General features: G+C 46.9%; 13 protein-coding genes. All 13 read left to right on the forward strand.

Going from position 1 to position 15,191, the window contains the following annotated elements:
* Positions 1 to 189: 189 nt before the first annotated feature.
* Positions 190 to 1,308: a citrate synthase gene (gene citZ / locus ACXADP_RS06970; RefSeq protein WP_474969180.1), complete on the forward strand. Its 1,119-nt coding sequence runs from the start codon at positions 190 to 192 to the stop codon at positions 1,306 to 1,308.
* 103 nt (positions 1,309 to 1,411) lie between these two features.
* The gene (gene icd, locus ACXADP_RS06975) at positions 1,412 to 2,686 is read left to right on the forward strand and encodes an NADP-dependent isocitrate dehydrogenase (RefSeq protein WP_474969179.1); all 1,275 of its coding nucleotides are present in this window, start codon (positions 1,412 to 1,414) and stop codon (positions 2,684 to 2,686) included.
* 23 nt (positions 2,687 to 2,709) lie between these two features.
* Positions 2,710 to 3,648: a malate dehydrogenase gene (gene mdh / locus ACXADP_RS06980; RefSeq protein ID WP_027955163.1), complete on the forward strand. Its 939-nt coding sequence runs from the start codon at positions 2,710 to 2,712 to the stop codon at positions 3,646 to 3,648.
* A gap of 81 nt (positions 3,649 to 3,729) precedes the next feature.
* Positions 3,730 to 4,206, forward strand: a complete 477-nt coding sequence (locus tag ACXADP_RS06985; RefSeq protein WP_474969177.1) for a MaoC family dehydratase — start codon at positions 3,730 to 3,732, stop codon at positions 4,204 to 4,206.
* A 214-nt stretch (positions 4,207 to 4,420) separates the two neighbouring features.
* The gene (locus tag ACXADP_RS06990; RefSeq protein WP_422875648.1) at positions 4,421 to 5,119 is read left to right on the forward strand and encodes a response regulator transcription factor; all 699 of its coding nucleotides are present in this window, start codon (positions 4,421 to 4,423) and stop codon (positions 5,117 to 5,119) included.
* Entirely contained in the window at positions 5,120 to 6,877 is a 1,758-nt protein-coding gene (gene pnpS, locus ACXADP_RS06995) for a two-component system histidine kinase PnpS (RefSeq protein WP_474971151.1), read from the forward strand.
* Between the two features lie 190 nt (positions 6,878 to 7,067).
* The gene (gene hflK, locus ACXADP_RS07000; RefSeq protein WP_474969175.1) at positions 7,068 to 8,036 is read left to right on the forward strand and encodes an FtsH protease activity modulator HflK; all 969 of its coding nucleotides are present in this window, start codon (positions 7,068 to 7,070) and stop codon (positions 8,034 to 8,036) included.
* Complete coding sequence (hflC, locus tag ACXADP_RS07005) at positions 8,033 to 8,962, forward strand: protease modulator HflC (protein WP_474969174.1); 930 nt, start codon at positions 8,033 to 8,035, stop codon at positions 8,960 to 8,962. Before hflK ends, hflC begins: the two co-directional genes overlap by 4 nt.
* A 152-nt stretch (positions 8,963 to 9,114) precedes the next feature.
* Complete coding sequence (gene polA / locus ACXADP_RS07010; RefSeq protein ID WP_474971152.1) at positions 9,115 to 11,754, forward strand: DNA polymerase I; 2,640 nt, start codon at positions 9,115 to 9,117, stop codon at positions 11,752 to 11,754.
* Positions 11,755 to 11,770: 16 nt separating this feature from the next.
* Entirely contained in the window at positions 11,771 to 12,610 is an 840-nt protein-coding gene (gene mutM, locus ACXADP_RS07015) for a DNA-formamidopyrimidine glycosylase (protein ID WP_474971153.1), read from the forward strand.
* Between the two features lie 44 nt (positions 12,611 to 12,654).
* Positions 12,655 to 13,251 (forward strand): manganese efflux pump, encoded by a 597-nt coding sequence (locus ACXADP_RS07020; protein ID WP_474969171.1) that lies wholly within the window; start codon positions 12,655 to 12,657, stop codon positions 13,249 to 13,251.
* Positions 13,252 to 13,263: 12 nt separating this feature from the next.
* Positions 13,264 to 13,863, forward strand: a complete 600-nt coding sequence (gene coaE, locus ACXADP_RS07025) for a dephospho-CoA kinase (RefSeq protein ID WP_474971154.1) — start codon at positions 13,264 to 13,266, stop codon at positions 13,861 to 13,863.
* Positions 13,864 to 13,993: 130 nt separating this feature from the next.
* Entirely contained in the window at positions 13,994 to 15,028 is a 1,035-nt protein-coding gene (locus ACXADP_RS07030; RefSeq protein WP_027955173.1) for a glyceraldehyde-3-phosphate dehydrogenase, read from the forward strand.
* Positions 15,029 to 15,191: the final 163 nt, after the last annotated feature.

Here is a 15,191-nt window from a genome sequence, read left to right on the forward strand (position 1 = left end):
AAGGGAATAAAAGGAAAAAGGTTCGATAAATTCCATCAAAATTAAACGGTTTCAATTCACATTCTCTTCAGAATACTTTATAATTGTTTGTGGGGTCATTTTCCTATTAAGGAATTCTGTTAAATGTAAAGCGTTTTCTTGTCAAACGGACAAGCATTCGTTTGGAACTTTTCGAAAGGGAGAGATTGTATGTCATCATCAACTAAAGGTCTTGAAGGGATTACAGCAACGGAATCATCCATCAGTTCCATCATAGACGATAAGCTTACGTATGTTGGGTACGATATCGATGATTTAGCTGATAACTCAAGCTTTGAAGAAGTGATCTACCTTCTTTGGAACTTAAAGCTTCCTAATTCACAGGAATTGAAAGAGTTCAAAGAAGATTTAATTTCCAATATGGACATTCCAAAAGAGGTCATTGATCATCTTAAATCCTATGATTTAACGACCGTTCATCCAATGGCTGCCCTGCGTACAGCCGTTTCAATGCTCGGTCTGTACGATTCTGAATCCGATGTGATGGAAGAGGAAGCGAACAACCGCAAGGCGCTTCGTCTGCAGGCGAAAATTCCTACTGTGGTCACGGCTTTTGCCCGGATCCGTAAAGGGAAGGAGCCTGTCTCACCTAAAAAAGAACTCAGCTTTGCAGCGAATTTCCTTTACATGCTAAATGGAAAAGACCCGGAAGATCTTGAAGTTGAAGCCTTCAACAAAGCGCTTGTCCTGCACGCAGACCATGAATTGAACGCATCTACATTCACAGCCCGTGTTTGTGTTGCCACTTTATCCGACGTATATTCCGGTGTAACAGCGGCTATCGGGGCACTGAAAGGACCGCTTCATGGTGGTGCCAATGAGCGTGTGATGAAGATGCTTACGGAAATTGATAGTGTGGAAGATGCCGTACCGGCCATTGAGAAGAAACTTGAAAACAAAGAGAAAATCATGGGGATGGGCCACCGTGTCTATCGTTCCGGTGATCCACGCGCCAAGCATTTGAAAGAGATGTCCCGTGAGCTCACAAAGCTGACCGGCCACTCCAAATACTATGAAATGTCTATTAAGATTGAAGATTATATCAAGGAAAACAAAGGACTGCCGGCAAACGTGGACTTCTATTCTGCTTCTGTCTATCACAGTCTTGGAATCGATCACGATTTGTTCACGCCGATATTCGCCGTCAGCCGTGTGTCTGGATGGCTTGCTCATATCCTTGAACAATATTCCAACAACCGCCTGATCCGTCCTCGTGCGGAGTATGCAGGGCCTAAAGGCCAGACGTACACGCCGATTGAAGACCGTTAATAACCGGCTGTGAAGTTGTACCGGCTTTTTATTCATCCTATTTTAACGTATGATAGAATAGGATGAATCATCCATGATTACAGAAAATTTAGGAGGGTTTATTTTGACACAAGCACAAAAAATCGCAGTAGAACAAAACGGAACATTAAACGTACCTGATCGTCCGGTGATCCCATATATTGAAGGTGATGGTATCGGTCCTGACATCTGGGCAGCAGCCAGCCGCGTCATTGAAGCAGCTGTAGATAAAGCCTATAATGGTCAGAAATCGATTGAGTGGAAAGAAGTCCTTGCTGGTCAGAAAGCTTATGATCAGACAGGGGAATGGCTTCCGGAAGCTACACTGGATACGATCCGCGATTATAAGATTGCAATCAAAGGACCTCTGACGACTCCAATCGGTGGTGGAATCCGTTCCTTGAACGTAGCGCTGCGTCAGGAATTGGATCTATTCACATGTCTTCGTCCGGTCCGCTACTTCAAAGGCGTCCCTTCTCCGGTAAAACGTCCTGAAGATACGGATATGGCAATCTTCCGTGAGAATACTGAAGATATTTATGCAGGTATTGAGTGGCAGAAGGGCACTCCGGAAGTCAAAAAAGTCATCGATTTTCTGCAGAACGAAATGGGTGTACATAACGTTCGTTTCCCTGAAACTTCCGGTATCGGTATCAAACCAGTATCTGAAGAGGGTACGAAACGTCTGGTCCGTGCGGCGATTGATTATGCGATCAACGAAGGACGCAGGAACGTAACGCTTGTCCACAAAGGAAACATCATGAAGTTCACAGAAGGTGCCTTCAAGACATGGGGTTACGAAGTAGCGGAAGAAGAGTATGCAGGCAAAGTCTTTACATGGGCTGAATATGACCGCATCGTTGAGAAAGAAGGCAAGGATGCAGCCAACAAAGCTCAGGATGAGGCGGAAGCGGAAGGCAAAATCATCGTCAAAGATGCGATAGCTGACATTTTCCTTCAACAGATCCTGACACGTCCGAAAGAATTCGACGTCGTTGCTACGATGAACTTGAACGGAGATTATATTTCTGATGCTCTTGCTGCTCAAGTCGGCGGGATCGGAATTGCTCCTGGAGCAAATATTAACTTCGAAACCGGCCATGCTATTTTTGAAGCGACTCACGGTACCGCTCCTAAATATGCCGGGCTTGATAAAGTGAATCCATCATCTGTCATCCTGTCCGGTGTCCTTATGCTTGAACACCTTGGCTGGAGAGAAGCGGCTGATCTTATTGCTCAATCCATGGATAAAACCATTGGAAGCAAGGTCGTTACTTACGACTTCGCCCGTATGATGGAAGGGGCAACAGAAGTGAAATGTTCAGAGTTTGGTGACGAACTGATTAAGAACATGGACTAATGGCAAGTGGAAGGAGAGGAACGATGAGTATTCAAAGAAGGAAAATCTCTGTCATCGGTGCCGGATTTACTGGTGCAACGACGGCATTAATGCTTGCTCAGAAGGAACTTGGGGATGTCGTCCTTGTAGATGTTCCGGATATGGAAGATCCGACGAAAGGGAAGGCACTGGATATGCTGGAAGCCAGCCCTGTCCAGGGGTTTGACGCGAAAATCCAGGGAACTTCGGACTATGCGGATACGGAAGGTTCCGACCTGGTGATCATTACCGCCGGTATTGCCCGGAAACCCGGGATGAGCCGTGATGATCTTGTCAGCACCAACTCCAAGATAATGAAGAGCGTAACGAAAGAGATTGTGAAAAACTCCCCGGACTGTTTCATCGTTGTATTGACGAACCCTGTCGATGCGATGACCTACTCCGTCTTCCAGGAAGCCGGTCTTCCTAAAAACCGGGTCATAGGTCAGTCCGGTGTTTTGGATACAGCCAGGTTCCGTACGTTCGTGGCAGAGGAATTGAACATTTCCGTGAAGGACGTCACAGGCTTTGTGCTCGGCGGCCACGGGGACGATATGGTACCAATGCTTCGTTATTCCTTTGCGGGAGGTATTCCGCTTGAACGCCTGATTTCAAAAGAGCGTCTCGAGGCGATTGTCGAACGCACGAGAAAAGGGGGAGGAGAAATTGTAGGTCTGCTTGGAAACGGCAGCGCCTATTACGCTCCTGCCGCTTCTCTTGTTCAAATGGCCGAGGCGATCTTGAAGGATCAGCGTCGTATTATCCCAGCCATCGCCTACCTGGAAGGTGAGTACGGGTATGACGGTATTTACCTCGGTGTGCCTACCATCCTTGGTGGTAACGGTATTGAGGAAGTCATTGAGCTCGAATTGACAGAGGAAGAAAAACAACAGCTGGATCAATCAGCTGACTCTGTTAAAAATGTCCTCCATGTATTAAAATAAAGAAGAGAAGGGGTTCGGGGATATCTCGGACCCCTTTTTTACACCAAATAAGCAAACGCTTTCAAAAAAGGAGTGGCTGCCATGATTGGGAAGAAAAGAAAACTCGGCAGAAAAATACAGGCTTTGAAAGTAGGCGATACTTTTACAACCACATCGAGAGTAGAAGACCGGGATCTGCTTATCTACCTTGGGCTGACCGATGATGCAAATCCGCTTTATATTCAACATGATTATGCATCCCAGACCCCCTTCAAACAGCCGATCGTACCCAGCGTTATGCTGTGTGGTATGGCATCATCCATCGTGTCCATGCATCTTCCGGGACCGGGGAGTCATATCATACATCAGCAGTTAAGTTATCCCCACCCTCTTTACCACTATGCAGAAGTCCGGTTTCATGCTGAAATAACGGATATTAATCATCAGGAACATTACGTCGTTGTGGATATGCACGGATATGACGAGGAAGGAAAAGAAGTCATCAAGGGACAACTGACGGTTATTCCGCCATATGAGCCGGCCTCTATGAATGCCGTTTCTCTCGAAAACTTTTATTGAGTCATTCTCTCGTCTTATGGACAAGCTCTCTCAAACAGGCCTGCGGGGTTTTATCCCGCAGGCCTGTTTCTTTAATGGGTGTAGAAATAGAGTCTTCACGTATGAAGACAGGAATTGGGACTATATTAAAATTAAGTAAAAATCATAAAGATCCGTATTCAAAATGTAAACTTCATTGTATGATGAGATTAACTTTGCAGTTGAGGTGATGGGATTGGAACAACAAAGAATACTAATTGTCGATGATGAAGAATCCATCGTAACATTGTTGAAATACAATATAGACCAGGCAGGATTTGAAACGGAAGTAGCCTATTCCGGAACGGATGCGCTTGAAAAAGCATCAAAATCCACGTTCGACCTCATCGTTCTGGACGTTATGCTTCCAGGGATGGATGGCATGGAAGTGTGTAAACAGCTCCGTCAGATGCAGGTGTCCACGCCGATTTTGATGTTAACAGCCAAGGATGATGAATTCGATAAGGTGCTCGGCCTGGAGCTTGGGGCGGACGACTACCTGACGAAACCTTTCAGTCCAAGAGAAGTTGTCGCTCGGATTAAAGCGATCTTAAGAAGGATGGTACGCGAACCGGCCGGTCCGGAAATGAAAATGATTCAAGTGGCCGATTTGGTGATTTATCCGGAGCAGTATGAGGCATCCATTAAAGACAAGCCTCTGACATTCACACCAAAGGAGTTTGAACTGCTTCTCTATTTAGGGCAGAACCTCGGACGTGTCTTATCCAGGGACCAGCTGCTGAGCGCGGTCTGGAATTATGATTTTGCTGGAGATACCCGTATTGTTGATGTCCACGTCAGTCATCTGCGGGAGAAAATTGAACCGGACACGAAAAAACCGGTGTATATCAAGACGATCCGCGGCCTGGGCTATAAGATGGAGGAGCCGAAATAAATGGCTTCCTCCAATACAAGACCACTCATGACATACTCCGTACTCGTCGTCATCGTCATGCTTGGTCTTGGTGTCATTCTTGCCCAGCTGACGCGCGGGTATTTCATAAACATTTTTGAAGAGCGGGTGGAGCTTGAAAGCCGGTATTTCGTCACCTACCTGGAGAGATTCACGGATGAAGAGGATGTCAGTCAGGATGAACTTTTAGAATTCAGTGATCAGCTGAATACCGGAATGGTCTTCATTTCAGATGATGGTGATACACTGCTGGATACTGTGGAGGCTGTTCCCATTATCAGTAATAGTGAAAAACAGCATATCCTGACTAGAGTGAAGGCCGAACAGATTGAAGATAATGAAGGGTACTTGATCGACAATATCTTTTATTATTCGGTTGATAACCAGGTCAACGATGTCGACGGGACGCTCATTCTCCTCTCGCCGGTCAATTCTTTAACCAACATTACAAAGAACATCTGGCTGTTGATCGGATGTACACTGTTAATCGGACTGGTGATAATCTTCGTTCTTGGCTACAATGTCTTTTCAAAATACATCCGTCCGATCCGTTCGGCAGCTGATGTAGCGAATGAACTGGCAGAAGGGAATTATAAGGCGCGCACGTATGAAGGGCACTTCGGTGAAGCTGGTCAGCTTAGTCAGTCGATTAATATCCTTGCGCGCAACCTTCAGGAAATGACCAGTACGAAGGGGATGCAGGAGAACCAGCTGGAAGCAGTTATTAACAATATGGGTAACGGTCTGATGCTGATCGATGAAAAAGGGTACATCCTTTTGACCAACCGTGCCTTTATGGAGACTTTCGGCGGGGAGCAGAAGGATTACATCGGATATCTTTACCACGATGCCATTCCATATACGACCATTCATGAGACGGTTAAAAAGATTTATATGTTTGAAGAAACCATCAGTGAAACATTTGTGCTCCCGGTCAATATCGATCGGAAACACCTTGAGGTCACAGGAGCCCCTATTTTCAGTGAAGGCCGGAAATGGAAAGGCGTTGTGCTGGTCTTTCATGATATTTCAGAATTGAAGCATTTGGAGCAGATGAGAAAGGACTTTGTGGCTAACGTCTCCCATGAGCTGAAAACACCGATCACCTCCATCCGCGGGTTTTCAGAAACGCTTCTGGACGGCGCAATGAAGGATGAGCAGATGCTGGAGCAGTTTCTTCAGATTATATTGAAGGAAAGCGGTCGTCTTCAATCTCTTATTCAGGATCTCCTGGAGCTGTCCAAACTGGAGAGGGAAGATTTTCTTCTCAATATTGAGAAAGTCGATGTCCAGCGTCTTCTACACGATCTTTTACCCATTGTCGGGCAGCATGCTGAGCAAAAAGGCGTGCACCTTCAGGCATTTGTGGAAGGGGAAACCATTATCCGCGGAGATTCCAGTCGTTTAAAACAGGTGTTTATGAACTTACTGGCCAATGCGATTAACTATAGTCGTGATGATGGAGGGGTTTCATTAACATTTAGAGAAAAAGAAGAAACGGTGATGATTTCCGTGTCTGACAATGGTGTAGGTATTCCGGAAGACGAGGTTCCGAGGATTTTCGAACGCTTTTATCGTGTGGATAAGGCAAGAAGCCGGAATTCTGGTGGTACAGGGCTCGGTCTGGCTATCGTCAAGCATATCGTAGAAGCCCATCACGGAAACATCCACGTGGAGAGTGTAGTAGATCAAGGGACGACCTTCCATGTTGAAATTCCGAAGAAGTTTACGGAAAATTAATATTTCATTAAATTGGCATTAACAATGTTTCGATAAAATATCTTTGAAACCCTTTCATCCAAGGTGTTTTCTCTTATTGGCAGAAGCTTCCCTCGCTTCTGTCTTTTTTTATGTCAAAAAACGAGGTTTTGAAACCTTTTTGTTACAGTTTCGTAAATATTAGTAATCTACATATAAAGGGGAAATCGACATGAGTCTGAAACAGATATATAAGTGGGCCGGCTTAATTGCCGGGGCGGCGGTCCTGCTTGTCGTATTCATGACCACATGGTACACCGTTGATGAGTCCGAGCAGGCGGTCGTGCTTACGTTCGGAGAAGCGGAGGATGGCATTACAGAGCCCGGTCTTCATTTTAAGATGCCGTGGCCTGTGCAGGAAGTAGAGAAAATGTCCAAGGAAACATTCAGCCTTGATTTTGGTTTTGATGAAGAGGGAGAAGAGGCTGATAAAGTGACGATGATTACAGGAGACGACATGATCGTGCAGGCGGACCTTGTCGTTCAATGGAAAATCACAGATCCGTCCGGTTACTTATTTGCATCGGAGAACCCTGAGCAGGTGCTGTTTAACGCCACCTCATCCACACTGAGAGGGGTCATAGGCAGCAGTGAAATTGACGAGGCGCTAACATCAGGAAAGGCTGAAATCGAAAACGAAGTAAGAGAAGACCTTGTCCGTCTGATTGAAGGCTATGAGATTGGGATATCCATCATAGACGTCCGTCTGCAGGAGGTGGACCTGCCCAACGAAGACGTCCGCAGTGCCTTTACAAAGGTGACGGATGCGCGTGAACAAAAACAAAGCAAAGTGAACGAAGCTGAAAAGTATGCCAACCAGATGCGGGAGGAAGCCAAAGGTGAAAAAGATGCCATTATACAAAGAGCAGAAGGGGACAAGGTGGACAGGGTCCGCACAGCGGAAGGAGCGGTGTCCAAATTTGATGCACTGCTAAGTGAATATCAAGGTAACGAAAGTGTAACAAGAGAGCGTCTTGTCATGGAAACGCTCGAGGAAGTCCTGCCTGAAGCAGATGTGTATGTGATGAACGATGATGGAGATACGATGAAGTACCTTCCTCTTCAGCAGCAGAATCAGCCTGCCGCACCTGCACAGGAAGATGGCGAGGAAACAGAACAAGAAGAGGAGGAGCAATCATGACCGACGATCGAATTCAGGATATCAATGAAAAGCAGCAGAAGGATTTTCGGAAATTCATCAAAGGCGGCCTTGCTTTAGTAGCTGCTGCCGGCTTGATATTGATCGCCCTTAGTTCTGTAGTGATTGTCAAAGAAGGGGAATATAAGGTAGTAAGGCAGTTCGGTGATGTCATTAAAATCCACGAAAGTCCCGGCTTGAAATTCAAGATACCGATGATTCAGGAGGTATCCACGCTTTCTCAAAAGAAAATGGTGTATGACGTGGATGAGAAGGAAATCACCACGCTTGATAAAAAAAGGATGATCATTGATAACTATGCTGTCTGGAGTATCTCTGACCCTGAGAAAATGATTTCCAATGCGAGAACAATGATGAGTGCGGAAGCGCGGATGGGAGAATTCATCTTTTCGATCGTCCGGGCGGAACTTGGGAAAATGAATTTTTCTGAAATCATCAATGAGGAAGAAAGTTCACGGGGAACATTGAACGAAGAAATTGCCAAGCGGGTGAATGAATACCTGGATCGTGATAATTACGGTATAGTCGTGGATGACGTCCGTATTAAGCGTTCGGATCTTCCTCAGGCGAACGAGGAGGCCGTGTTCAATCAGATGATCACGGACAGGGAGAAAATTGCCCAGACGTATTTGTCGGAAGGGGAAGCGGAAAAAAGCCGGATCCGGGCTTCTGTGGATAGAGAAGTCAAAGAGATGCTGTCTACAGCCAGGGCCGATGCGGAAAAGATCCGGGCGGAAGGTGAACAGGAGGCTGCGCAGATTTATAACAATTCCTTCTCTGAGGATCCTGAATTTTATCAATTGTACCGGACGCTGGAGTCATACAAGAAAACCATTGACGGTGAAACAACGATTATTCTGCCTCAGGGATCACCATACGCCGACCTGCTTCTCGGCTACTACGAATAACGGCGGGGTGCGCCTTTTCCTTCTCTCCATGAATCATGGTAGAATGAAGGAAAAGGCGTTTTCTTTAAGGGAACACTGGAATAATTACGCTGGAAAATGCAGACGCTCCTCTTTACAGGAGAGAAAGGCATTTCCAGTTAAGGAGTGAGTTTATGGCTGAGAAAGTTGTATTGATTGATGGAAACAGTATTGCTTACCGGGCCTTTTTTGCCCTGCCGCTGCTGAATAATGATAAAGGTGTATACACGAACGCCGTCTATGGTTTTACGACAATGCTGCTTAAAATACTGGAGGAAGACCAGCCCGATCATCTTCTTGTCGCATTTGATGCCGGGAAAACGACTTTTCGTCATGAAACGTACCAGGAATACAAAGGTGGAAGGCAGAAAACACCATCTGAGCTGTCCGAACAGTTTCCTGTACTTAAGGAACTGCTCAATGCGTTTGGAGTGAAATATTATCAGCTTCCGAACTTTGAGGCAGATGATATTATCGGTACGCTGGCAACCCAGGCTGGAGAGAAAGGTCATGAGGTGAAGGTCATCTCCGGAGACAAGGATCTTCTACAGCTGGTTAATGATCAGATCACGGTCAGCCTTACGAAGAAAGGGATTACGAACGTCGATACATATACCCCTTCTTTCCTGATGGAAAAAATGGAGGTGCGGGCAGATCAGATTATCGACTTGAAAGCCCTTATGGGAGATAACTCCGATAACATCCCGGGTGTTCCCGGTGTTGGAGAGAAAACGGCCGTTAAGCTGCTGAAGCAGTTTGATACGTTGGAAAACCTGTATGAGAACCTGGACGAGGTCAGTGGTAAAAAGCTGAAAGAAAAGCTGGAGACAAACCGCGGCAATGCTTTCATGAGTCAGCAGCTCGTAACCATCGAGAGAAATGCCCCGATTGAAGTCAGCGTCGATACGATTGGCTTTGAAGGATATCAAACGCAGCAGGTGAGCGGTTTCTTCAAAGAACTCGGCTTCCAGTCACTCCTTCCGAGGATCCAGGAAGGGGGAGAAGGAAAGTCTGTCGCAGAGGCGCTGCCGGAGATCGATGTTGAGGTTGTAGAAGAGGTTACTTCTGATTTATTCACTGGTGCAGAAGCCCTTGTCGTGGAAATGCTTTATGAAAATTATCATACCGCTCCAGTTGAAGGGATTGCCATCGTCAATGACGATTCCAAAGTCGTCGTTTCCATGGAGAATGCGGTGAAATCAGAAGCATTCGTCTCCTGGGCGGAGGATGCGTCCAAGGAAAAATGGGTCTTCGATGCAAAACAGACCGCTGTAGCTCTCATGAGACATGACGTGGACATCAAAGGGATCAGCTTTGATCTGCTTCTTGCTTCCTACCTGCTGAACCCTTCTGAAAATAATCATGATATTCCCGCCATCGCCCATCGAATGGGGGAGACCGCGGTCCAATATGATGAAGAGGTCTACGGAAAAGGAGCGAAAATGAAGCGACCGGACGACGATCAGGTCGTCTACGAGCATATTGCAAGGAAGGCTGCCACCCTGTATAAGCTGAAAGGGAATATGGAGGAACAGCTGAAGGCTAATGAACAGTTTGAGCTTCTCGTTGAGCTGGAAATGCCTCTGGCTGTTATTCTCGGACGTATGGAGCACCGGGGCGTCTCAGTGGATGTCGGCCGTCTGCAGGAAATGGGGGCAGAGCTTGAAGAGCGTTTGAATAAAGTAGAACAGGAAGTCTATGAGCTGGCGGGCGAAGAGTTCAATTTGAATTCTCCAAAACAGCTTGGACCGATTTTGTTCGAAAAACTCGGCCTTCCTGTCATTAAGAAAACGAAAACAGGCTATTCCACCTCCGCAGATGTATTGGAACAGCTGGAGGATCAACACGAAATCATTTCTAAAATTCTGTTGAACCGTCAGTTGTCCAAGTTGAAATCCACCTATATCGAAGGACTGCTGAAGGTCGTTCATGAAGATACCGGTAAGATCCACACCCGTTTCAATCAGGCGCTTACCCAGACAGGACGGTTGAGTTCCACGGATCCGAACCTGCAGAACATTCCGATCCGGCTTGAGGAAGGACGGAAAATCCGCCAGGCGTTCATTCCGTCCAGAGAAGGCTGGGTCATGTTTGCCAGTGACTATTCCCAGATTGAACTGCGTGTGCTGGCTCACATTGCAGGGGATGAGAAGCTGATTGAAGCATTCCGGGCGGATAAGGACATTCACACGCAGACCGCCTCGGAAGTCTTCGGCGTGCCGGCTCCGGACGTTACGGGTAACATGCGCAGACAGGCGAAAGCCGTCAACTTCGGCATTGTCTATGGAATCAGCGATTATGGTTTGTCTCAGAGTCTCGGTATTCCGAGAAAAGAAGCGCAGGCGTTCATTGATAAATATTTGGAAAGTTATCCGGGAGTCAAAACCTACATGGAGGAGTCTGTCCGTGAAGCGAAGGAAACGGGCTATGTGCGGACGTTCATGAACCGCCGGCGTTATCTTCCGGATATTACAAGCCGGAATTTCAATAAGCGCAGCTTTGCTGAACGGACGGCAATGAATACCCCGATCCAGGGAAGTGCGGCCGATGTCATTAAAAAAGCCATGATCGATCTGGAAGAAAAGCTCCAGGAAGAAAAGATGGAAGCAAGAGTTCTCCTGCAGGTGCACGATGAACTCATCATTGAAGCGCCGGAAGCCGAAGTTAAAAAGCTGGAAACGCTCGTCGCAGACGTTATGGAAAACACCGTAGAGCTTGATGTACCATTGAAAGTGGATTCCTCTTATGGAAATACATGGTACGATGCGAAATAAGTAAGGAGAATGAAAGATGCCGGAATTACCAGAAGTGGAAACTGTAAGAAAAACTTTAAAGCATTTAACCGTAGGAAAAGAAATAAAGGATGTCTCCATTTTCTGGGGGAACATCATTAAACAGCCGAAGGATCCCAATGCCTTCGGTGACCTGCTTAGAGGACAGTCCATCATCGATATCGATCGTAAGGGGAAGTTTCTCATTTTCCACCTTGATGACATTGCCCTCGTTTCCCATCTGCGGATGGAGGGGAAATTCGGCGTTTATGATGGAACACTTGAGAAACCGAAGCATACCCATGTGATTTTTCACTTTACAGATGGAACAGAGCTCCGCTACAACGATGTCCGGAAGTTCGGGACGATGCATGCGTTTAAAAAGGGCGAGGAAGCCTTGAATAAACCACTGGTCCAGCTCGGTCCCGATCCATTTGACGAAGCTTTCACCCTCGATTATTTTCATCAGAGGCTGCTGAAAACGAGCCGCAACATGAAGGCGGTGCTCCTTGATCAGTCCATTGTTGCCGGTCTTGGCAATATCTATGTAGACGAAGCGCTGTTCCGAGCCGGACTTCACCCAGAGAGAATTGCCAATACATTGACGAGAGAAGAGGCCGAAAGCATCCGGGAAGCGAGCATCACTGTCATTCTGGAGGCGATTGAGCAGGGAGGCACGACGATACGCTCCTACTTAAACAGCCAGGGTGAAATCGGAATGTTCCAACAGCAGCTCCGTGTGTATGGAAAGCAGGATATGGAGTGCCTGAACTGTGGGACACCGATTGTTAAAACGAAAGTCGGCGGCAGGGGCACGCACGTCTGTCCAGTCTGCCAGCCGCTTCACGTATCTGAATAAACAGCCATATACTATCCCACTTCCATGTTAAAGGAGTGGGCGGTATGGGCATCGGGATGTTCATTTTTTTATTTGTGACAGCCGTGAGTGTCGACAGCTTCGGGATTGGCTGTGTGCTCGGGTTGAAAAAAGTAAAACTCGCATTCTGGGGCATTGTGGTGATTGCCTCTGTTTCAGGTATGGTTTTTCTTCTTTCCTCCTACTTTGGTCAGCTGCTCGTTCATGTTGTCAAACCGGAGATGGCGGAAAAGGCTGGAGCGGTGGCCTTAATTGCCATCGGCATTTATTTTTTAAGACAGTTTTTTAAAAAACATACTGAGGATCAGCAGGACCCCTGGCTGAACCCTGCAAAAGTTTTGAATGATCCGGTGACCGCTGATGTGGATAGGTCCGGAGGGATTCAAGGAAAAGAAGTGTGGCTGCTTGGAACCGCCCTCTCCCTTGATACTATAGGGGCGGGCATCAGCGGAGCGCTGATCGGTCTTCCCGTTCTATTGACGGGTGGGCTTATCGCTTCATCCACGTTTCTCATGCTTGGAACTGGGATGATGGCCGGTGCAAAACTGACGAACAGGGTGGAAAGCATCTCCATTCTCCCGGGGGTTCTATTAATAATCATCGGCTTGATCAAGCTATCGTAAAGGAAGGGTTTTATGACACTGGTCATTGGTTTAACCGGTAGTATCGCAAGTGGAAAAAGTACCGTATCTCGCATGTTTGATGAGTGGGAGATTCCTGTCATCGATGCGGATCAAATATCAAGGGATGTCGTCCGCCCCGGTGAGCCCGCCTACGAGGACATCGTACGGGTTTTTGGGAAAGACGTCCTTTTTGATGATGGAACACTGGACCGGAAAAAGCTCGGGAAGGTGATCTTCAGCAGTGAAGAACGAAGGAAAGAACTGAACGGCATCGTTCACCCTCGTGTCCGGGAAGAAATGATCCGGCGGCGGGAATCTTATAAAACAAAAGAAGCCGATGCTGTCGTCCTGGATATTCCCCTTCTATATGAGAGTGGACTGACGGATTATGTAGAAAAGGTGCTTGTCGTTGCGGTCGATGAGGAAACGCAGCTCCAAAGGCTGATGGAACGGGATGCCTCATCGAGGGAAGATGCGCAGGAGCGGATCGCTTCGCAGATTCCTGTCACCCGCAAAGCGGAAATGGCGGATGCGGTGATCGATAATAATGGAACAAAAGAGGAAAGCTTTCTCCAATTAAGAGACATACTTCACCGGTGGGACCTCGTATAATAACACGTCTGAGAAAGACGTGTTATTTTTGTGTAAAATTATTGAACCCACTTCAAAAGCGCTTACAATATGTTATACTATTCCTAGAAATGATCCAAAAAGTATATCATATATAGGGGGCTGGAACATCATGGGGAAAACAAAGATCGCCATTAATGGCTTGGGAAGAATCGGACGTATGGTATTCAGACAGGCGGCAGTAGATGATACCGTGGAGCTTGTGGCTGTCAATGCCAGCTATCCTGCTGAAACGATCGCTCACATGGTGAAATATGACAGTGTTCATGGACGATTCGACGGAGAAGTACGTACGATTCCTGAAGGGTTAATGGTAAATGGGAAGAAAATCAAGCTCTGTTCTACGAGAAACCCGGCTGAGCTCCCTTGGAAAGAGCTTGGTGTGGACATCGTAATCGAAGCTACCGGGAAGTTCCGTACGAAGGATGAGGCTGCTCTCCATCTGGATGCAGGCGCAAAAAAAGTCATCATTACAGCTCCGGGTAAGGAAGTCGATGCGACCATTGTGATGGGGGTCAATGAGGATTCCTATTCCCCTGAAACGCATGATGTTATTTCCAATGCTTCCTGCACGACCAACTGTCTGGCGCCGGTAGTCAAAGTGCTGGAAGATGAATTCGGTATTGAAAACGGCTTGATGACGACGGTTCATTCTTTTACCAATGATCAGAAGAACCTGGATAACCCTCACAAGGATCTGCGGAGAGCCCGAGGGTGTACACAGTCGATCATACCGACCTCCACAGGAGCAGCCAAAGCCCTGGGAGATGTCATTCCAAGTATGAAGGGAAAGTTGAATGGAATGGCTTTACGTGTACCGACACCGAACGTCTCTTTAGTGGACTTAGTCGTCGATCTAAAGAAAGCGGTTACGAAGGAAGAGTTGAATGAAGCGTTCGCATCTGCCTCACAGAGGGACATGAAAGGCATTCTGGAGTACAGCGATGAACCTCTGGTATCCATTGATTACACGACCTCTCCGTCTTCCGCCATCATTGATGGGCTGTCCACACAGGTGATGGAAGGCTCAAAAGTGAAAGTGCTTGCCTGGTATGATAATGAGTGGGGCTACTCCTGCCGCGTTGTTGATCTGGCCAAATATGTGGGAAAATTATTGAAACAGGAAAGGACGGCGAGAGTGTCTTAAAGGACGCCTCTGATTCCAGGTGAAGACTCTTCACGGCCCTTTTCAGGCTTCTTAAATATATCTTGCAAAAACGGGATAAACCCTTTATACTTTCTTTTGAACTTCTGAATTTCAAAAATCTTCATGTCTACTCAAAGGGTTAGGACCTCTCAGGACTAACTTT

Source organism: Halobacillus sp. AWH4_228 (assembly GCF_056158365.1).

What these genes read in the sequence shown, in the direction of transcription:
- citZ (WP_474969180.1), top strand. Translation starts at nt 190, where the DNA reads ATGTCATCATCAACTAAAGGTCTTGAAGGGATTACAGCAACGGAATCA.
- mdh (WP_027955163.1), top strand. Translation starts at nt 2,710, where the DNA reads ATGAGTATTCAAAGAAGGAAAATCTCTGTCATCGGTGCCGGATTTACT.
- ACXADP_RS06985 (WP_474969177.1), top strand. Translation starts at nt 3,730, where the DNA reads ATGATTGGGAAGAAAAGAAAACTCGGCAGAAAAATACAGGCTTTGAAA.
- pnpS (WP_474971151.1), top strand. Translation starts at nt 5,120, where the DNA reads ATGGCTTCCTCCAATACAAGACCACTCATGACATACTCCGTACTCGTC.
- hflK (WP_474969175.1), top strand. Translation starts at nt 7,068, where the DNA reads ATGAGTCTGAAACAGATATATAAGTGGGCCGGCTTAATTGCCGGGGCG.
- hflC (WP_474969174.1), top strand. Translation starts at nt 8,033, where the DNA reads ATGACCGACGATCGAATTCAGGATATCAATGAAAAGCAGCAGAAGGAT.
- polA (WP_474971152.1), top strand. Translation starts at nt 9,115, where the DNA reads ATGGCTGAGAAAGTTGTATTGATTGATGGAAACAGTATTGCTTACCGG.
- mutM (WP_474971153.1), top strand. Translation starts at nt 11,771, where the DNA reads ATGCCGGAATTACCAGAAGTGGAAACTGTAAGAAAAACTTTAAAGCAT.
- ACXADP_RS07020 (WP_474969171.1), top strand. Translation starts at nt 12,655, where the DNA reads ATGGGCATCGGGATGTTCATTTTTTTATTTGTGACAGCCGTGAGTGTC.
- coaE (WP_474971154.1), top strand. Translation starts at nt 13,264, where the DNA reads ATGACACTGGTCATTGGTTTAACCGGTAGTATCGCAAGTGGAAAAAGT.
- ACXADP_RS07030 (WP_027955173.1), top strand. Translation starts at nt 13,994, where the DNA reads ATGGGGAAAACAAAGATCGCCATTAATGGCTTGGGAAGAATCGGACGT.